A 19,282-nucleotide genomic window follows, 5' to 3' on the forward strand; every position below is an offset into this window, starting at 1 on the left:
AAACTTGGTTTATACATTTTTGTGATATATAATTAACATTTGTATATTGGATTTAAGTTTTATTTGTGCTACTTTCCTGACGAGTTGTTCTATGTTTAATTTTACTCAGCCACAATCCCAATTACGCGACGCCATCACCAGTGCCTACCGACTGGATGAAGTCACTGCCGTAACAAATTTATTAGAAACTCTAAATTTCAATGACGAAGAAAAAGCAAGAATCAGCACCCTTGCTCACCGTCTGATTACCCAAGTTCGCGCCGATCGCAGCAAGTCATCTGGCGTGGATGCACTTATGCACGAGTTTTCGCTATCCAGTGAAGAAGGTGTGGCATTGATGTGCTTGGCTGAGGCGCTACTGCGCATTCCTGATACCGCCACGCGCGATCGACTGATCCAAGATAAGTTGGCTGATGGTGACTGGAAAAGCCATGTCGGTCACAGCCCCTCCATGTTTGTCAATGCGGCGGCGTGGGGCTTGGTCTTGACAGGCAAGCTGACTCAGCCAACCAACGAAAAAGGCTTAAGTTCAGCATTGACACGAGTACTCCAAAAAGGCGGTGCGCCATTCATTCGTACTGGTGTCAATCATGCCATGAAAATCTTGGGCAAACAATTTGTCACTGGACAGACCATTGATGAAGCACTCGCCAATGGCAAAGAGCGCGAAAAAATGGGCTATCGCTTCAGCTTTGATATGCTGGGTGAAGCGGCGATGACCACCGAAGATGCTGACCGCTACTATCAAGATTATGTCACCGCCATTCATGCGATCGGTAAAGATGCCGCTGGATGCGGCGTCTATGAAGGCAATGGTATCTCTGTTAAGTTGTCCGCCATTCATCCGCGTTATTTTCGTGCTCAGCATGAACGCGTGATGAATGAACTTCTACCACGCCTAAAAGCACTTTTTGTGCTTGCCAAACAGTATAATATCGGTCTAAATATTGATGCCGAGGAAGCCAACCGCCTTGAGCTGTCGCTGGATTTGATGGAAAAACTGGTCAGCGATCCTGATTTGGCAGGCTTTCATGGCATCGGCTTTGTGGTGCAAGCTTACCAAAAACGATGCCCCTATGTGATCGACTATTTGGTTGATTTGGCGCGGCGCCACAACCAAAAACTGATGATTCGTTTGGTCAAAGGCGCTTATTGGGACAGCGAGATCAAGTGGGCGCAAGTCGATGGCTTGAGCGGCTACCCTGTCTACACGCGTAAAGTGCACACTGATGTGTCTTATCTGGCGTGTGCGCAAAAACTACTGGCAGCCCAAGATGTGATTTACCCACAATTTGCTACACATAACGCCCAAAGTCTTGCTACTATCTATGAGATGGGTAAAGACAAAGAGTACGAATTTCAGTGCTTACACGGCATGGGCGAGACGCTGTATGATCAAGTTGTTGGCGAAAAGAACTTAGGTCGGCGAGTGCGTATTTATGCGCCTGTCGGCACGCATAAGACTTTGTTGGCGTATTTGGTGCGCCGCTTGCTAGAAAATGGTGCCAACTCGTCATTTGTCAATCGCATTGTCGATGAAAATGTCAGTATTGATGAACTGATCGAATCTCCCATTGATATTGTAAAAGCCAATGGCATCTCCCAAAATCCACTGACGCCGCTACCAAGACATATTTATGGCGAGCGCCAAAACTCCCTTGGTCTGGATTTGACCAATGAACATGTACTTGCCAGACTCCAAGATGCGATGCAGTCGGCGACTGCCATTGCATTTGATATTCACTCAATAACGGCAACCACAGTCAGTCACAAGCCGCCCCACCAAGTCCTAAATCCAAGCGATCATCGTGATGTGGTCGGTCAAGTCTCTTTTATCGATCCAGAGAGCATCCCCAATGTGATCGATGTGGCAGTGCGCGCGCAATCAGGATGGCAAGCAGTGAGTGCAGCTGAGCGAGCGGCGATACTGCGGCGATTTGCCGATTTGATGGAAGAGCCTGCGCGCATGGCGCTTTTGATGATGGTGGCTGTCCGTGAAGCGGGCAAGACTTTATTAAATGCCATCGCCGAAGTGCGCGAAGCTGCTGATTTTTGTCGCTATTATGCCGATGAAGCCGAAGCCCTGAATCTGACAAGTCCCATTGGCACAGTGGCTGCGATCAGCCCATGGAATTTTCCTTTGGCGATTTTCGTTGGCGAGGTCGTCTCTGCTTTGGTGACGGGTAACACTGTCGTGGCTAAACCTGCCGAACAAACCAGTTTAATCGCGCATTTGGCGGTATCTTGGCTCCACGAGGCAGGCGCTCCCAAAGAAGTATTGCAGCTTGTCTTGGGCGCAGGTGATGTGGGCGCAGCTTTGACAGCAGATGAGCGAATCAATGGGGTGATTTTCACTGGCTCAACCGATGTGGCAAAGCGTATCAATAAGCATTTGGCGGCACGTGATGACAAACCTGTGCTCATCGCTGAAACGGGTGGCATGAATGCCATGATTGTCGATAGCACCGCCCTACCCGAGCAAGTCTGTGCCGATGTGTTGGCTTCAGCGTTTGATTCGGCAGGTCAGCGCTGCTCTGCACTGAGAATTTTATGTATCCAAGAAGATATCGCCGATCATGTGATTGGGATGATCAAAGGCGCAATGGATGAATTAATCGTCAATGACCCTGCTTCGCTGGCGACCGATGTTGGTCCTGTGATTGATGAAGAAGCCCAAAAGAACTTGCTTGAACATATTAACACACTCAAACAAATCGCGCCTTATCATGAAGTTGCCATCCGATCGCAGGCACCATCGACCTTTGTTGCACCGATTTTGTTTGAGCTGAATGACTTGTCGCAGCTCAAAAAAGAGGTTTTCGGTCCTGTTTTACACGTCGTGCGCTTTGGCGCGCATGAGCTCAATGATTTGATTGATAGTATCAATAAAAAAGGCTATGCACTAACGCATGGGATTCATAGCCGCATTGATGCCACGATTGAACAAATTACCGATCGTATAGAAGCAGGTAATGTGTATATCAACCGAAATATCGTTGGTGCTGTAGTAGGTGTACAGCCCTTTGGGGGTCATGCCATGAGTGGAACAGGTCCTAAGGCAGGTGGTCCGTTTTATCTTCAGCGTCTAAGCAAGCTGACAAACTGGCAAAAACCCGTTATTGACACGCCAGCGATCATTGATCATGCAGGACTGGGTAAAGTGCAGCATCTGGCGCGCAAGCTCTTAGTGTCAGATGCTGAACAGGCGAGGTTTAATGCCATTGTACAACAAGCCATCAATTCATCTTTGAATGAAGCTGTGGCTGTCTTGCCAGGACCGACCGGCGAAGCCAATACCCTAAGCTGGCGCGCGCCGCAATCGGTTGCCATTTATGGCGGCAACTTAGCTGACAGCTTGGTCGCTTTGGCAGTATTGGCGCTAAATGGCGTCATCGCCCAAGTCTGTCCTTCTCACGCATTGGCAGATTATGCTGCTGACCTTGAGGGTGTTCTACAAGTGGTTGAGCAGCCAGCGGCTGATATGAATGATGTTATTGTGGCGCTATCAGACATGCCGTCAGATGAGCGACTTCGCTTTGCCGATTTGGATGGCTCGATTCGCCGTATCATTGACGCCACTTCAGGGCTTGATATGACAAGGCTGTATCATGAAATCAGCCAAAGTTATAATACGACCGCCGCTGGGGGCAATGCCAGTCTCATGGCTTCAGCGTAGTCCTTCGTGATCAAAATAAAACCGCTCTATCTTGGAGCGGTTTTATCATAATAAAATATAATAATTATATAAATACTTAAGCAACGAAATCTTTACCCAAATAAACCTTACGAACCAGCTCATTGGATAAAATTTCATCTTTATTTCCTTCGGCGATGATTGCCCCTTCAGAAACAATATAAGCTTTTTGGCAAATTGAAAGCGTTTCGCGAACATTATGATCGGTAATCAAGACGCCAATACCACGCTCGCGCAATGTTTCGATGACCTGCATGATATCGCCTACTGAAATGGGATCGACGCCGGCAAATGGCTCATCCAACAGGATAAATTTGGGGTCTGATGCCAAGCAGCGGGCAATCTCACACCTTCTACGCTCGCCCCCTGATACGCTCATACCCAACGAATGGCGGACATGTTCCAGATGAAAATCAGCCATCAGCTTTTCAAGCTGCTGATGCTGCTGTGATTGAGTTAAGTCCTTGCGCGTCTGCAAGATTGCCATGATGTTTTGTTCGACAGTCAGCTTACGAAAAATCGAAGCCTCCTGGGGTAGATAGCCAATGCCTTTGGCGGCGCGCTCATGCATTGCATTTTTTGAGATGTCTTGATCACCCAAGATCACGCGACCTTTATCCATAGGCACAAGCCCGATCACCATATAAAAACTTGTGGTTTTACCTGCGCCATTAGGACCCAAAATTCCTACCACTTGACCTTGCTCAATCTCAAAAGAGACATCTTTGACCACCCATCTTTGACCATAACGCTTGCCCAAGTGGCGCATCGATAATACTGTCATCTTCAGACCTTAGCGCAAACCACTTCGAGAATTTGAATCACTTGGCGGAAAGACCAGCTCTACACGCTGACCGCCGCCAGCATTGGCTTCGACATCGCCGGCAGATAGACTATAGCGAATCGTATTGCCTGAAAAACTCGATCCAGCCTGAGTCAGTTTGGCATTACCTGTGAGCGTCACAATCCCACTCACGGCGTTATAATCAATGCGATTTGCCTGCCCTTTTGCCAAGCCTTTTTCTTGGGTCACCACCTGCTGCATGGTGGCAGGTCGCCCTGTCGCAACCGCTGACTTGATGCTGCGATTATTGGTATCAAGATTCACTGTCAAATTATCGGCGGCGATCTTTAAGGTGCCCTGCTCAATCGTCACTTTTCCTGAATAGGTGGTTACGCCTGTACGCTCACTATAAGTAGCTCGATCAGCCAATAAGCGAATCGGCTGATTGGCATCAGAAGGTAATGCTGAAGCAATCATCGGTGCACTGACTATGCACGCTAAAAATAAGTATTTTGTAATTACAGAACCAGTTTTCATATAAAACCTTGAAAAACTTAAGAAAATTTAATTAAAATAACGCCTTATTCTGACGCTTAGGCGCATCAAAAAGCACTTCGATGCGATCAAACTCATACTCGCCAGTTTGTAGATTCGCTCGAAAACCCTGCGCTTTAAAGCTATCCATGCCCTGCTGCACAGTCAGAGCCTCTTGGCTTGATACAGTGCGATCTTTGGTATTGCCAATAATGCTCAAGCCCTCAATGATCATTTCAGGCTTATCAGCAGTCGCTGCACGCACCAACCGAAACCCTTGGGATAATCGTAACTCACCACTGCCTTGATCAAGCGTCGCACGGTCAGCGATCAGCGTGTAGGTTTCACCCTGTGGGGGCTGCCAATGAATGGTCGCGCCGAGCATTTCATCTTGACCATTGGCATTTTGAACCAATGAATCGGCGGTCAGTGTATATTCTGTTTCGCCAGTTTCAGGATCGGATTGGATGGCTTTGATTTGGGTGACTTCAGAGTCTACAGTCGGCGCTTCAGGCAAAGCAGGCTTGACCTCGACATCTTCTTGATAAAAAAACCACGCCGCAACCGCCAACGCCATCACACCCAACACACTTAAAATACGAAAGTTCATTTGGGCTGCCTATTCAAATTTTGCAATGAATGCATCAAAGTTATTTTGCGCCTTTAAAATCAGCTCACAAACCTCCCTGACCGCGCCATGACCTCCAGTTTTGGTAGTGATATAATCTGAAACCGCCTTAATCTGCTCACACCCATTAGGCACACTGATCCCAAAGCCTGCCTCACGCACGGCTTTTAGATCAGGCAGATCATCGCCCATATAAGCACACTGCGACAGCTCAAATCCAAGCGCCTTGGCAAGCCCTGCCAAAGCAGTAAATTTATCGTCTCGACCCTGGATGATGTGTGCAATGCCAAGCTCTTTGGCGCGTCGATCTACCATGGCAGAGCTTCGACCTGTGATGATGGCTAAAGTCACACCTGACTGTCTTAGCGCTTGCAAGCCCAAACCATCTTGCACATAAAATGCTTTGGTTTCGACACCTTCAGAATTATAAATGATTTGCCCATCCGATAAAATGCCGTCGACATCCATGGCAAAGAGTTTGACATTTTTGGCTTTTTGGTGAATTTCATTCATGGCTTTATCTTTTTAATTTTGATCAACGGAATTTGAGTTTAGCTATACTCAAGTTAGCTGACGCCAGCTTTTAGTATATCATGAATACTAATTACGCCGATTAATTGATGGTCTTTTAGTACCAATAACTGACTGATTGCATTTTCGTTCATCAAAGTAAGTGCATCAGATGCGCGCATCTGCTCATCAGCAGATTTTGGCGTCTTGGTCATCAGTGTCTGAATTTCAACGGTCAGCTTAGTCTGCTCCGCCAATTTACGGCGCAAATCCCCATCGGTAAAAATACCGACCACGTTATCTTCATCATCGACAATTACAGCAAGACCTAGGCGCCCACTGGTCATAGCCAATAAAGTTTCATTCAAGCTTGATTTATGATGCACAACGGGCAAATTGTCGGTATGCATGATGTCAGAAACACGCGTCAAAAGCTTACGCCCAAGTGCGCCCGCAGGATGAGAAAGCGCAAAATCATGACTGGTAAATCCACGTGCGTGCAATAGCGCCACCGCCAACGCATCGCCCAAAGCCAGTGTCGCTGTGGTACTTGAAGTTGGTGCAAGCCCAAGAGGGCACGCTTCTTCGGACAGACCTAAAGTCAATGCAATGTCCGCCGATCTTGGCAAAACTCCGCGCTTATCGCGACTGATGCTAATGAGCGGGATTTTTAACTGCTTGACGACAGGCAGCAGCATGCGTATCTCATCTGACTCACCCGAATTTGAGATGGCAATGAGCACATCTCCTTTTACCAGCATCCCCAGATCACCATGCCCCGCTTCCCCAGGATGCATAAAAAAGGCTGGCGTGCCCGTCGATGCAAAAGTAGCAGCAATCTTACGACCGATATGTCCAGACTTGCCCATGCCTGTTACTACCACGCGTCCAGAACAATTCAAAATCGCCTGACACGCATTGACAAAACGCTCATCAAGCTCATCAATCAACAGGTCTAAAGCACGCTGTTCGGTACGGATCGCGTCAATAGCATCTTGAATGTAATCGCTGGGCGCAAGGTTATTTTGTCTCATTATCATTAATTCATCAAAAACTTGGATCATAATAATAGCACATTTTATCTGTCTATTGACTGGTATTTTGCAGTTTATGACCTATAAAACATCCCCAAGAAAAAACTTGTACACGATAAGCTCGCATACAAGTTTGATTACAAAATATTGCATTTTAAACTGAATAAGTCAGGTTATAACTGGATTAGGACTGATTCTCAAAATCATCGTCATGATTAAATTTTGGGTCTGGCTTAGCATCAAAGCCTGAGCGGTTAAAATTTCTGGTATCACTGCTTTCAAAAGCTTTACCATCAAATCCACGCTCTTCAAAGCCTGAACGATCAAAGCTTTGACGATCAAATCCTGTGTGATTGATGCCACCCATGCCGCCACCTTGATAGCCCATACCACCGCGGTCAAATCCGCCTTGATTTTGGCGCTCAAAGCCGCTCTGGGGCGTGCGAGTAAAGCCGCCCTGTGGACGAGAGCTGCCTTGGTAGCCCATACCACCGCGGTCAAATCCGCCTTGATTTTGGCGCTCAAAGCCACTGCCTTGATAAGTACCACTGGTCATGACGCCCAAATTAGCGCCTTGGTATCCACCTGTGGATTGAGCTGGTGTAGAGCCACCTTCTGTGCGGGGGTTTCTGGTGGGTACAACCGTTGAAATGGCGTGCTTATACACCATTTGGCTGACTGTATTCTTTAATAAGACAACATATTGATCAAAAGATTCGATCTGTCCTTGTAGCTTTATGCCATTAACCAAAAAAATTGATACTGGAATACGATCTTTACGCAAAGCATTCAAAAATGGGTCTTGTAAAGTTTGTCCTTTTGACATAAGTTTCTCCAATCTAAATAGCTAAAGCAATGCAAACGGGGAAATTCCTCATAAGTTATTGCAACAATTGCTGTTCTACTTGTTTTATGCTATTAAATGATACTATTGTTAAATTATTTTTGGTTGGGTTATCTGTCTGTGCCAATTGCTTCAGCCAAGTATATTGGCGTTTTGCCAACTGTCTTGTAGCATATAATGCCTTATTTTTCATATCTTGACAAGCCAAATCCCCTGCATTTGTCATGGTTTTTTTAAATTTTTTGTTAAAATCTTGATGAATTGAGCCAATTTCTTGGTTTTTGTTAGATGTTTGAGCATCATAATATGTCTTAAGCCCGGGATGAGAGGTAATGCAGGGATGGTCAATTGCGATCAAATAATCAAGCGCTTGGCGATATCCGACGGCACGCAGCGCCGGCATGTCAGCTGTCAGATCTGAATGATGCTCAATGAGTCCGATCACTTCTTGCAAAAATCCATCCGCCCACATTTTTTCAAGCCTTTGTTCGATCCGCTCATGCAGCCAAGCTCTGTCTGGCGTGACGATGATAGCATACCAATGCCATTTTGGGTGATCGCTGATCGCTACTTTGGGCGTCGATTGCCATTCACTTAAGGGCTTACCGGTTTGCATGTGCACCTCAACCGCACGGGTGATGCGCTGTGTGTCTGTAACTTTGAGCTTTTGGCAAATCACAGGGTCATGCTGCTTTAGGTATTCATACAAAGCTTCATTGCCTTTTTCATCATGCCAAGCTTTGACTTGATTGCGGATGATTGGCTTGGTTTGTGGTACTGTGGATATCCCATCAAGCAGCGCCATATAATACATCATCGTTCCGCCGACCAAAACAGGGATTTTATTGCGCGCATGAATCTCGCCAATCAAGCGCTCCACATCTTGGACAAAATTTGCCACGCTGTAGCTCTGAGTGGGCGTCAAAATATCCACCAAATGATGCGGATAAGCTCTAAGCTCATCTTTGGTTGGTTTGGCAGTACCAATATCCATACCTTGATAAATCAGCGCACTGTCCACAGAGATCAGCTCAAATCTGCCCGTATCGTACAGCTTGAACGCCAAATCTGTCTTGCCACTGGCGGTCGGAGACATCAGGCAAACAACACTGTTATCCGGCAAATCAGTATAATGCGGCAGATCCATCACGCTTCCTCAAAGCCTGTCAAGGTCACGACCCTTGTGTCATCAAGATGGCGGATGATATCAATGCGATAATCAGGCTTAGGCAGGACTTGACTGGCTTGGCTTGCCCACTCAATGATAACAAGGCTATTTGGCTCATCAAGATATTCATAAAAACCAATAAAATCAAGCTCTTCAGGATCATTCAAGCGATATAAATCAGCGTGATAAACAGGCTTTAGCCCCCCTTGTATATTGATTTGATAAGGCTCTACCAGTGTATAAGTGGGGCTTTTGACAGCGCCTTTGTGACCCATGGCTTGTAGCCAATAGCGTACAAAAGTGGTTTTACCTGCCCCCAAATCACCTGATAACCACACACTGCCCGACAAGTTCATCTGAGCCAATTTTTCGGCAAGTACCTTAGTGTCTGCTTCAGTGTGTAGTGATAAAGTTTGGCTGTTCATACTTGAACCTGCAAATCCACCTTGGGATTGACAAAAGATTCACCTTTTAGCAGCTTATCATACATCTGAGGGTCGCCCCATTCTGATTTGACTTGCTCACTGAATTCAAAATCAGCTAAGCTAAGCTTACCCATCTGTTCATTTAAAACATCTTGTCGAAAACACTGAGCATAGCCTGTGGCTGTCTCATGGACGATCACAGAATAAACGCTGATATCTTGCTCACCGTTTTGCATGATGGTTTGGCTTAAGATGGCATCTGCCCAAAAGAAAATCACTCGGCTAAACTGCTCGGCTGAAGGCGACACAGGCAAACTCACCCATCGTGCGCTGAAGTCCTTGCAGGCTTGGATATAGCCTGGATCGTCTTTATCCCAAAAAGTGATGGCGTGATCAAAACTATCTATGATATCTTTGATATTATGCTTCAACAGTCCAAAATCATAAACCATTTGACCATGATCAAGGCGATGCGCCTCCAAAATCAGCTCAACTTCATAGCTGTGACCATGTATGGATCGTTTGCAGCGATCAGATGAGCAGTTGCGCACGATGTGTGCATTTTCAAATTTAAACAGTTTGCGAATTCGCATGATAAGCCTTTATTGTACTATTTTGCTCGTTTAGAATGATTATATCACAGGTGATTTTTGACAAAAAGCAAAAACGCAGCAAAGCATTTGCGTTGCTGCGCTGTGTGCCTAAAATATAGATTAGTTAAATTCTAGCAAGCGATCGCCATCTTTATCGGCAATGCGCGTTGTCAAACCCATGGTATTAAGCAGATTGATAAATGGCCTGGCGTCAAGCTCTTCGACATTGACCATAGTACCTGCGTCCCACTCACCACTGGCGATCAAAAGCGCCGCCGCGACAGGGGGCACACCTGCGGTATAAGAGATGCCTTGACTGCCAACTTCGGCATAAGCTTCTTCATGATCGACGATATTATAAATGAATATCTCTTGGGTCTCGCCGCTTTTTTGACCCTTTACTTTATTGCCGATGCAAGTTTTGCCTGTATAGTTCTCAGCAAGGCTAGCAGGATCAGGCAAAACCGCCTTGACTACTTTTAGCGGTATGACTTCTAGACCTTCAGCGGTGGTAACAGGCTGCTCTGATAGTAGTCCAAGATTTTTTAGCACGCCAAACACATTGATGTAATGATCGCCAAATCCCATCCAAAAACGGATATTTGGCACATTTAAGTTTTTGTGCAATGAGTGAAGTTCATCGTGCCCACTCAGATAGCTGTTTTGGACACCCACGACCGGTAAATCATCCGTGCGCTTGACTTCAAACATTTGGTTGGTCTGCCATTGGCTATTTTGCCAAGAATACACCACGCCAGTGAATTCACGAAAATTAATCTCAGGGTCAAAATTGGTCGCAAAATATTTGCCATGGCTGCCGGCATTAATATCAATGATATCAATATCAGTCACGCTATCTTTGTCAAAATATTCAACGCCCAACCGTGCGTATGCATTGACAACACCAGGATCAAAGCCCACGCCTAAGATGGCAGTTGCGCCGGCTTTTTTGAAGGCTTCGCGTTTTTTCCACTCATAGTTTTCATACCAAGGTGGGGTTTCACAAATCTTACGCGGATCTTCATAAATGGCAGTATCTAGATAATGCGTACCAGTTTCGATACACGCGTCCATTACGCTCATATTAACAAACGGTGAACCAACATTGATTACGATGTCTGTATCTGTCTGACGGATCAGTTCGGCCACAGCTTGACTGTCCATCGCATCCACAGCATGCGTATGCAAAATTGCATCGCGCTTGAAACTGCCCTTTTGGGCGACATCTTGGGCAATCGCTTGACATTTATCAATCGTGCGCGATGCGATGTGAATTTCCCCAAAAATATCATTTGCCATTGCGCATTTGTGCGCAACAACCTGAGCCACACCACCTGCGCCAATGATGAGTACGTTTTTTGCCTGAGACATAAATCCTCCTTAGTGCCCAATGATTGAAATGGGCTTATCAATATTTGTGCATGAATTAAAAAGGAAGACTTCAAGGAAAATTCATACACCCGAATCATTTGCCATTGACGACAAAGCCTTTAATGATAGCGATTTTTTGCCTTATTTTCAAGCACCTAGGCAATCATTTATGCTCAAAATCTATCTTTGGCTTAGGACAGACTGGCTTTATAATCTTCATAATCAAATTGGCGCTGAACGACGATGTCACCATCTTGGCGAATGATCACGATCGATGGCATATCAACGCCATTAAACCAATTTTTCTTAACCATCGTATAGGCAGCAGCATTTCCAAAAGCGACTTTATCGCCGATTTTTAGAGGCTCGCTCAGTGCGTAATCACCAAAAATATCGCCCGCCAAGCAAGATTTGCCATAGATTCGTATCGAGGTCTCATCTGCCGATGTGCCATCAAAATCTGTGCCTGCAATATCATAAGCTGTGTCATTGACATAAGCCAGCGGCGAAGATTGGCGATAAATCAGCAAATCTAACATATGCGCCTCAATGGATGCATCAACTACCGCCAGAGGCTTACCATTATGCAGCGTATCAAGCACACTGGTTACCAGCACAGCACCTTGATGTACCGACGCTTCTCCAGGCTCAAGGTAAATTTGCACGCCGTAGGTTTCGCTAAAAGATTTTAGACGACTGATAAATTTATCTAAAGGATAGTTTGGATCAATATAGTGAATACCGCCACCAAAGCTAATCCATTCTAAGCGATGAAATAATTCACCAAAGCGCTTTTCTATATCTGCCAAGCTTTGGCTAAATGCCTCAAAATCATTATTTTCACAATTATTATGGATCATCACGCCAGTGATCTGATCGGCTACCGCCACAATGGCTTCAACATCATGTTCACCTAAGCGACTAAATGGTCTGGCAGGATCCGCGATGATGAATGATGAGTTGCTGGTTTGGGGGTTTAGACGAAGTCCAACAGGGATATTTTTATCGCGAGCCAGTTGTCCAAATCTATTTAATTGATTAAAAGAATTAAAAATAATTTTATCGCAATAACTCAGCACTTCTTCGATTTCGTGATCGGCATAAGCCACGCTATAAGCGTGTGTTTCGCCGCCAAAACACTCTTTGCCCAGACGCACTTCCTTCAATGACGAAGAAGTTGTACCGTGAAGATAAGGCTGCATCGATTCAAAAACCCCCCAAGTAGCAAAGCATTTGAGCGCAAGCAAGGCTTTGGCGCCTGATTCATCACAGACCTTTTGGCTGATGGTGAGATTGTCAATGATGGCACGCTCATCAAGCAAATAATATGGCGTTTGAATGGTTGCCAAAAGCTCTTTTTGTTCAGGCGTTAATCGAGCAAAAAATTGACTCATGGTGAATTTCCTTGATAAAATTTATGCTATATTTTAACAAAATTTTTGGTAGATTTGTTTTAAAAGGCAGGCATTCAGATCTTTATGGCAAAAATATTTCTTTTAATTGGCATCGTTTTTGTTTTTCTTGGTATTATTTTGAACATTTTCCCAAACGCACTTTCATGGTTTGGTAAATTGCCTGGCGATATCAGCTATCATTCTCCAAGTGGGCAGACGCGCGTTTATTTTCCGATTGTTACCATGATCATTATTAGCGTGGTGTTGAGCATTGTTTTACATATTTTTCGGCGTTAGATGATCGATCGGCGTTGACGAGATCACATACTTTTTAAAGCTACAAAAAGTTACTGATTCACCCATCTTATCCCACCAAAAATTTGCTAAAATAATCATCAATTTATATTTATCGGGCTTTGCTTGCCAAGCTAAGGCTGCTTTAGGATAATCAATTTTAAGATCAAATCATATGGATAATACTCAAATAAATCACCCTTATTCTCAGACACCTGCTGCCCACATCGCCAAAAATGGCGACGGCAATACCTTTTATCATGTTGATCAAGATCAAACAGATAATGTGGTTTTTGACAATCAATTTAATACCAAACAAAGCAGTTTATTCAATGAAAGCCTACTGCTAAGCTGGCAGCAGACTTTTGGCAATATTAAGCACGGCTATGTCAAAGCAGCAGATAATTTGGTGGATGAACTTTTGGTAACACTGACTCAAAAGCAAGTCAATGATGCTTTATATAAGTTTGTTACAAAAAATGTTAAGCTTTTGCATAATTTAAAATTGGATATTCATGATGGCTGGCTTAGGCTAACCTGCACAGTGGATATCATGGGGCTATATACGACAGTTGCAAGTAACTTTGAGCTGGTTCATCTTCAGTTGGATCGCCACGCCCAGCGGATAGTGCTTAAGCAAATCAGTGACACAGAAGTGATCGAGCTACACAGCAAACAATGGTACAAAGCCCCAGCTGCACGACTTGGCGTGGGTCTATATCGTGCGCTACTGCGTAAAGATCCGTTGCCGTTTATTTTGAATAAAATTAAGATCAAAGGCATCCCGTTTACCGAACATAAAGGTAATGTTATTTATCTTGAAATTGGTCGCTGGCTAAAAAACAGCGATATGATCATGAAAAATCTCAAAAAAGCACAAGTGAATGATGGTCATCTAAAAGCCCAACAGCTTTTGTTAAAAGTTCAGCCAAACTTTGGTGATATCTTAAGCTTCGGTGATCCAGATGCTGATATCATCACCGAAAAAGACAATCCTGATAAATCATGAGTTTTGATTTAGATATTTTTAATTCTAAAAATTAAAGTTAAATTATCTGCACGGATATGTCCATAAAACCTTAGTTACTATAAGCTACGCCCCAAAAGTTGGATAACCTTTGGGGCGTAGTTGAATTCAGATGGCGTTTATTATAATTATTGGCGTATTTTAAGTGGTATATGATACACTAAGCAAAATAAATAATTATATAAATCAAAGACTTAAATCCTAAACATCCATCTTCCAGTCAAATGGCATTTGATGATGACCGCGTAATGCCATCATGAGCGTTTGCTGCATGTGGCTGAGCACCTCTTGGGTGTAAGGCATCACTGGACGACCCCAAACTGGATTTGGCCACGCGGCATCATTTTGATAACGTACAATGTGATGAAAATGCAGCTGCGGTACTTGATTACCCAAAGCAGCAACATTCATTTTATCTGCACCAAAAATTTTTGCCATTTGGCTAGATACCCAGCTTGACTCACGCAAAAATTGCACTTGGTCAGCTGCTGATAACTCATAGATTTCTTTGATGCCAGAAACGCGCGGCACCAAGATTAGCCAAGGAAATTGGCAATCATTCATCAGACGCACAGTCGATAAAGGAAAGTCACCGACCAAAAAGGTATCTTTGGCAAGTGTCGGATGTAATTGAAACATAGCTCGCTCATATTGTTGTTATAAATAGCGATATTGTAGCATAAATTTGGATGGCAAAAAAGATTTGCAATCCTACACTGATCAAAGTTTGCCAGTCGCCAAGGCTTAAATCGCATCAAGCTTTTTGATAATTGTCTGCCAAATCTACCACTTCCACACCATAACTCAGGGTCGGATAATCTGCCCCAAACACATTTTTAAGCTCACTTAATACGGATTTGGCAAGCTGCTCTTTAATGGTATCGCTCCGACCTTTCATTATCGCTACTTTGACATAAATAAAGGCGGCATCATCACGACCATCTCCAATCAAAAATGCCTTTGGGCGATAGAGCCGAGTTTTAATGTCCTGCAGACGAAACACTCCGCTGTTATCCAGCGCCCGATTAATCGTTCTAAGAATGATCATATCATCAGCAGCTACGTTTGGTGATATCTCAATGATTACTTGTGGCATAACTATCCCTTTTTATCCAAAATTTATCCAAATCAACCACTTAAATTATCTTGATGTTGGTTTGTGGTAGCCCACACTCTGCCCAACATCGCCCACAAATCCAAGCTGACGCCACACTTCATATAGGCAAATACCTACGCTATTGGCTAAGTTCAAACTGCGCGAATCCGGCAACATCGGCAGTCGCAGCCAATGATCAGCACCAATGTCAGCACGCACATCTTCAGGCAGCCCATCAGTCTCTGAACCAAACACCAAGGCGACTTTATGACGGTGATTATCCAGCCCAAAGCGATATTCATAAAACGGGCGGCTAAACTTAGTCGTCATCGCAACAATACGCGTCACACCCACCGATTCGAGCGCCGATCTGGCATCCTGCCAGTGATCATGAACTCTTAGGGTTGCGTATTCATGATAATCAAGCCCTGCCCGCTTTAGGCGAGTGTCATCGAGCTCAAATCCTAGCGGCTTGACCAAGTGCAGCTGAGCGCCAGTGTTAGCGCATAAACGGATGATACTGCCAGTATTATTAGGAATTTTTGGGGAGTATAGCACGATATGAATGAGCGCATCTGAAGATTTTGACATGAAATTTACTTACAACTGTGACGATGCCGCCTATTGTACTCCGAAACGGCTCATTGCGCCAGATTTTGGTGAAATTCAAAGGTAAAATTTATAAATCTTGCCAAAAGTTTACAAAATGTAAAAAGTATTATCAAATCGCATCTATCGCTAGAAATTAATCAAAAACTTCGCTAATATAGCGTTGTGAGTTCACAATTCACATGAATTTATTAAATCACTAAGGAATGTCTCATGAAAAAAGTATTGATCGCATCTATCGCTGCCGTTGTTGTTTTGACTGGTTGCAACACTGTCAAAGGATTTGGTAAAGATGTCTCAAAAACTGGTGACGCTGTATCAAACACCGCACAAAAAGTTGAAAACCAAATCTAATTTGGCTCATTAAGCTTAAAAAAGATCCGCTCATCTGAGTGGATCTTTTTATGTATGCATCAGATAAATTGACTGACCAAATGATTGACATATCGAAACCCAAGACGCGTCGGTGCTATGCGTAAAGGATCTGAGACCATCAGCCCCTGATGCTGTAAAGGCAGCAGTTCGTTATCAATCGTACTGATCAAAAGCCCCGTGCGCGTCTCAAATAAATCAGCACCCACCCCATCTTTTAGACGAAGCGCATTCATCATAAATTCAAACGGCAAGTTTTCATCAGCAATGCGCTCAAAGTTAATCATTTTAGGCGCATCTTCAAATGAAAGATAGTCTTTGGGCAGGCGCGATTTTTGATAACGATAAATACCATCTTGGTGATTTGGATGGTTTTTGAAAGTTAGCTTACCATGCGCCCCAGCGCCGATCGCCAAATAGTCGCCAAACTGCCAATAGTTGAGATTATGCCGACAAGGGGCATCATTTGGACCGCACCAAGCACTGACTTCATAATTAGAAAATCCATGCTTCGTCAGTACATCACGCCCTAAAGTTTCAATTTGCGCCATCACTTCTTCGTCTGGCAAATGCGGCGGAGTACGATAAAAGGCGGTATTTGGCTCTATCGTCAGCTGATACCAAGATAAGTGGGTTGCGCCGGCATCAATGGCAGCTTGAATATCATTGACCGCTTTTAAAGGGTCTTGATTGGGCAGACCATACATCAAATCGGCATTGACACGATCAAACCCAGCTGCGCGTGCGGCACGAATGGCGTTTGATGCTTGATCGGGATTGTGAATACGTCCCAATACTTTTAGGGCGCTGTGATCAAAGCTTTGAACGCCAATGGACAAGCGATTAATGCCGATCTTGAGATACTCATCAAAAGGCGAATGCTCAAGCGCACCAGGATTTGCCTCAAGTGTCACCTCACAGTCAGGCGAAAAATGATAAATCAGCCGCAGTCCATCAAACAGCCGCGCGAATGATTCGATGGGCAATAAAGACGGCGTGCCTCCACCGATAAATACCGTATCAATCTGACGATTTGATACCAAGCTTTGTTGAGACAAAGCATCGCTGAGCAGCGCTTCGACATAGCTGTCAAATGGTGCTTGGTTTGGCAAGGCATGCGAGTTAAAATCGCAATAAGGGCATTTTTTGACACACCAAGGAATGTGAATATATAGCGACAGTGGAATATGAGCAGGATCTAATAAATCAGGATGCATGCGCTCATGATCCTTGTTCTTGCTCATCCAAAAACTCAAATTGGCTGAGCTTGAATTTTTGATCGACATGCGACTCAAGCGCAGGCAAGTTAAAAGCGTCATTTTCACTCACAAAACTGATGGATACACCACTCAAACCAGCTCGCCCTGTACGACCTATACGATGCACATAATCATCAGGCATCTCAGGCAAAGTATAGTTAATCACATGTGTCACATCATCCACATGAATGCCGCGACCTGCCACATCCGTTGCTACCAGTACATTGACCTCACCGTCTTTGAAACGCTGAAGGTAGCGCTCTCGTTTTTGCTGAGCCACATCTCCAGACAGCATCGTCACCTCGTGATGGCGGCGCAGATGATCATACAGGCGCTTGACCTGATCTTTACGATTGGCAAAAACGATCGTTTTTTTCACCAAATCATCCGCCAAAATCTGCTTAAGCGCGCTCATTTTTTCACGCTCAGTGACCAAGTAAAATTGCTGATCAATCGACTGATTGGTTTTGCTTTCAGGTGCGATCTCAACAAATGCTGGCTGATGCAGCCAGCGATAAGCCAAATTCATCACATCCTGATTGAAAGTTGCCGAAAACAAAAGGCTTTGGCGCTCGGTGTTGCTTGGCATGTGCCGGACGATGCGCTTGATATCAGGGATGAAGCCCATATCCAGCATGCGATCAGCTTCATCAAGCACAAATACCTCGACACGATCCAAAAAAAGCTCGCCTTTATTAACCCAGTCGATGATGCGCCCTGGCGTACCAATCAAAATATCCAGCGGTCTTTTGTGTAGCTGCTCAAGCTGCTTATCAAAATCGGCGCCGCCTGTAATGCACAAATTATAAAGCTGACTAAATCGAGTCAGCTCGCGACAGTCCGCCAAAATCTGCTGCGCAAGCTCTCGGGTAGGCGCCAAAACCAGCGCTCTGGGTTCGCCAAGATAGCGGACTTCATCATCAGCAAATGGACGCTTTAATAGTGACTCAATGATGGTAATCAAAAATGTCGCCGTCTTGCCTGTGCCAGTTTGCGCCTGCCCAATGGCATCTTGGTTTGCCAAGGTGTGCGGCAAAATCTGTGCTTGAATGGGAGTTAATTGATCAAATTTTAGTGCTTGCACCGCCTTTAAAGTCGCCTCAGACAATGGCAAGTCATCAAAATTTTTAAAAGTCGTTTCGGTCATAAGAATACCATCAGGCTTGCGGTGTTGCGATTAATTTTTGGGGGCTTCAAGGATTTGCTCAAGACAAGAATAAAAAGATGACTCGCCCACACTCATTACGAACGCTTGTTTTTCGGCGTCGGTTTTTAGAACCGATTCTTGAAACATTCTATCAATGGCATCTTTCCAATACTTGTCAAGTGTCGCAGCAGTTTGCGGATCGATGAGTTTTTTTAGCTCAGTCATGCTCTCACCATGGCTAGTGAGCACCTCAGATTTGGTTGCGCCGCCTTGACGAGCGCCAGCGATACGCATCACCCCATAAGTTGCAAAATCGCAAAAATCCGCCGCCATTTGCTCTTGTTGGGTCAAAGACGCTTCAGGCGCGGCAGTATTTGCATAAGCCACCGCCGGTAAGCCCAATGCCAAAATAGCCAAACTACGCATCAACTTATTTTTCATCATCATATTCCGGTGTGTTTTGGTGTATTTTATGATCAACTGATCGTGCTAAACCTTG

The 19,282-nt window shown here is 44.7% G+C and carries 21 protein-coding genes; 4 read left to right on the forward strand and 17 right to left on the reverse strand.

Translation table 11 applies throughout. From position 1 onward, the window contains the following. Nucleotides 1-91: 91 nt before the first annotated feature. On the forward strand, nucleotides 92-3,676 hold the full coding sequence (putA, locus tag B0180_RS07160; RefSeq protein ID WP_078256307.1) for a bifunctional proline dehydrogenase/L-glutamate gamma-semialdehyde dehydrogenase PutA: 3,585 nt from the start codon (nucleotides 92-94) through the stop codon (nucleotides 3,674-3,676). A 76-nt stretch (nucleotides 3,677-3,752) separates the two neighbouring features. Here putA and lptB read toward each other — a convergent pair whose 3' ends face one another. The 11 genes from lptB to B0180_RS07215 all read right to left on the reverse strand — a co-directional run bounded on the left by lptB (nucleotide 3,753) and on the right by B0180_RS07215 (nucleotide 12,979). After that, nucleotides 3,753-4,478 carry an LPS export ABC transporter ATP-binding protein gene (gene lptB, locus B0180_RS07165; RefSeq protein ID WP_078256308.1) on the reverse strand — a complete coding sequence of 242 codons (726 nt, stop codon included), beginning with the start codon at nucleotides 4,476-4,478 and terminating at the stop codon, nucleotides 3,753-3,755. A gap of 9 nt (nucleotides 4,479-4,487) precedes the next feature. Then, nucleotides 4,488-5,015, reverse strand: a complete 528-nt coding sequence (gene lptA / locus B0180_RS07170; RefSeq protein WP_078256309.1) for a lipopolysaccharide transport periplasmic protein LptA — start codon at nucleotides 5,013-5,015, stop codon at nucleotides 4,488-4,490. 31 nt (nucleotides 5,016-5,046) lie between these two features. After that, complete coding sequence (lptC, locus tag B0180_RS07175) at nucleotides 5,047-5,622, reverse strand: LPS export ABC transporter periplasmic protein LptC (RefSeq protein ID WP_078256310.1); 576 nt, start codon at nucleotides 5,620-5,622, stop codon at nucleotides 5,047-5,049. A gap of 9 nt (nucleotides 5,623-5,631) precedes the next feature. Then, entirely contained in the window at nucleotides 5,632-6,153 is a 522-nt protein-coding gene (locus B0180_RS07180; protein ID WP_078256311.1) for a KdsC family phosphatase, read from the reverse strand. A gap of 53 nt (nucleotides 6,154-6,206) precedes the next feature. Further along, nucleotides 6,207-7,184, reverse strand: a complete 978-nt coding sequence (locus B0180_RS07185; protein WP_143821295.1) for a KpsF/GutQ family sugar-phosphate isomerase — start codon at nucleotides 7,182-7,184, stop codon at nucleotides 6,207-6,209. A gap of 184 nt (nucleotides 7,185-7,368) precedes the next feature. Beyond that, nucleotides 7,369-8,010 carry an RNA chaperone Hfq gene (gene hfq, locus B0180_RS07190; RefSeq protein ID WP_078256312.1) on the reverse strand — a complete coding sequence of 214 codons (642 nt, stop codon included), beginning with the start codon at nucleotides 8,008-8,010 and terminating at the stop codon, nucleotides 7,369-7,371. Nucleotides 8,011-8,065: 55 nt separating this feature from the next. Continuing rightward, nucleotides 8,066-9,175: a tRNA (adenosine(37)-N6)-dimethylallyltransferase MiaA gene (gene miaA / locus B0180_RS07195; RefSeq protein ID WP_078256313.1), complete on the reverse strand. Its 1,110-nt coding sequence runs from the start codon at nucleotides 9,173-9,175 to the stop codon at nucleotides 8,066-8,068. After that, nucleotides 9,175-9,621, reverse strand: a complete 447-nt coding sequence (gene tsaE / locus B0180_RS07200) for a tRNA (adenosine(37)-N6)-threonylcarbamoyltransferase complex ATPase subunit type 1 TsaE (protein ID WP_078256314.1) — start codon at nucleotides 9,619-9,621, stop codon at nucleotides 9,175-9,177. The genes miaA and tsaE overlap by 1 nt, the downstream gene beginning before the upstream one ends. After that, nucleotides 9,618-10,214: a 6-pyruvoyl trahydropterin synthase family protein gene (locus B0180_RS07205; protein ID WP_078256315.1), complete on the reverse strand. Its 597-nt coding sequence runs from the start codon at nucleotides 10,212-10,214 to the stop codon at nucleotides 9,618-9,620. Before B0180_RS07205 ends, tsaE begins: the two co-directional genes overlap by 4 nt. Before the next feature lie 120 nt (nucleotides 10,215-10,334). Beyond that, nucleotides 10,335-11,585 carry a saccharopine dehydrogenase family protein gene (locus B0180_RS07210; protein ID WP_078256316.1) on the reverse strand — a complete coding sequence of 417 codons (1,251 nt, stop codon included), beginning with the start codon at nucleotides 11,583-11,585 and terminating at the stop codon, nucleotides 10,335-10,337. A gap of 191 nt (nucleotides 11,586-11,776) precedes the next feature. After that, nucleotides 11,777-12,979, reverse strand: coding sequence for a carboxynorspermidine decarboxylase (locus B0180_RS07215; RefSeq protein ID WP_078256317.1), 1,203 nt, complete (start codon nucleotides 12,977-12,979; stop codon nucleotides 11,777-11,779). Between the two features lie 84 nt (nucleotides 12,980-13,063). On the opposite strand from B0180_RS07215, the gene B0180_RS07220 reads away from it, so the two are divergent. Both B0180_RS07220 and B0180_RS07225 read left to right on the forward strand, forming a co-directional pair. Continuing rightward, nucleotides 13,064-13,276, forward strand: a complete 213-nt coding sequence (locus B0180_RS07220) for a DUF2905 domain-containing protein (protein ID WP_078256318.1) — start codon at nucleotides 13,064-13,066, stop codon at nucleotides 13,274-13,276. Between the two features lie 172 nt (nucleotides 13,277-13,448). Then, nucleotides 13,449-14,282, forward strand: coding sequence for a hypothetical protein (locus B0180_RS07225; protein ID WP_078256319.1), 834 nt, complete (start codon nucleotides 13,449-13,451; stop codon nucleotides 14,280-14,282). A gap of 219 nt (nucleotides 14,283-14,501) precedes the next feature. On the opposite strand, the gene B0180_RS07230 is transcribed toward B0180_RS07225, so the two are convergent. From B0180_RS07230 to B0180_RS07240, 3 genes are all read right to left on the reverse strand, one after another. Further along, nucleotides 14,502-14,939 (reverse strand): HIT domain-containing protein, encoded by a 438-nt coding sequence (locus tag B0180_RS07230; RefSeq protein ID WP_078256320.1) that lies wholly within the window; start codon nucleotides 14,937-14,939, stop codon nucleotides 14,502-14,504. 115 nt (nucleotides 14,940-15,054) lie between these two features. Further along, nucleotides 15,055-15,396, reverse strand: coding sequence for a 5-carboxymethyl-2-hydroxymuconate Delta-isomerase (locus tag B0180_RS07235; RefSeq protein ID WP_078256321.1), 342 nt, complete (start codon nucleotides 15,394-15,396; stop codon nucleotides 15,055-15,057). Between the two features lie 45 nt (nucleotides 15,397-15,441). After that, nucleotides 15,442-15,987: a tRNA (cytidine(34)-2'-O)-methyltransferase gene (locus B0180_RS07240; RefSeq protein WP_078256322.1), complete on the reverse strand. Its 546-nt coding sequence runs from the start codon at nucleotides 15,985-15,987 to the stop codon at nucleotides 15,442-15,444. Nucleotides 15,988-16,218: 231 nt separating this feature from the next. Between B0180_RS07240 and B0180_RS07245 the strand changes: the two genes are divergently transcribed. Continuing rightward, on the forward strand, nucleotides 16,219-16,359 hold the full coding sequence (locus B0180_RS07245; RefSeq protein WP_078256323.1) for an entericidin A/B family lipoprotein: 141 nt from the start codon (nucleotides 16,219-16,221) through the stop codon (nucleotides 16,357-16,359). 59 nt (nucleotides 16,360-16,418) lie between these two features. Here the strand turns inward: B0180_RS07245 and hemW are convergent, their stop codons facing one another. Genes hemW through B0180_RS07260 form a run of 3 tightly spaced genes read right to left on the reverse strand, consistent with a single transcriptional unit; the run spans nucleotide 16,419 to nucleotide 19,224 of the window. Further along, complete coding sequence (gene hemW, locus B0180_RS07250) at nucleotides 16,419-17,594, reverse strand: radical SAM family heme chaperone HemW (RefSeq protein ID WP_078256469.1); 1,176 nt, start codon at nucleotides 17,592-17,594, stop codon at nucleotides 16,419-16,421. A 4-nt stretch (nucleotides 17,595-17,598) separates the two neighbouring features. After that, nucleotides 17,599-18,783, reverse strand: a complete 1,185-nt coding sequence (locus tag B0180_RS07255; RefSeq protein WP_078256324.1) for a DEAD/DEAH box helicase — start codon at nucleotides 18,781-18,783, stop codon at nucleotides 17,599-17,601. Between the two features lie 30 nt (nucleotides 18,784-18,813). After that, nucleotides 18,814-19,224, reverse strand: coding sequence for a hypothetical protein (locus tag B0180_RS07260; protein ID WP_233424952.1), 411 nt, complete (start codon nucleotides 19,222-19,224; stop codon nucleotides 18,814-18,816). Nucleotides 19,225-19,282 lie beyond the last annotated feature (58 nt).

Origin of the sequence: Moraxella canis (genome assembly GCF_002014965.1) — a bacterium.
GTDB lineage: Bacteria > Pseudomonadota > Gammaproteobacteria > Pseudomonadales > Moraxellaceae > Moraxella > Moraxella canis.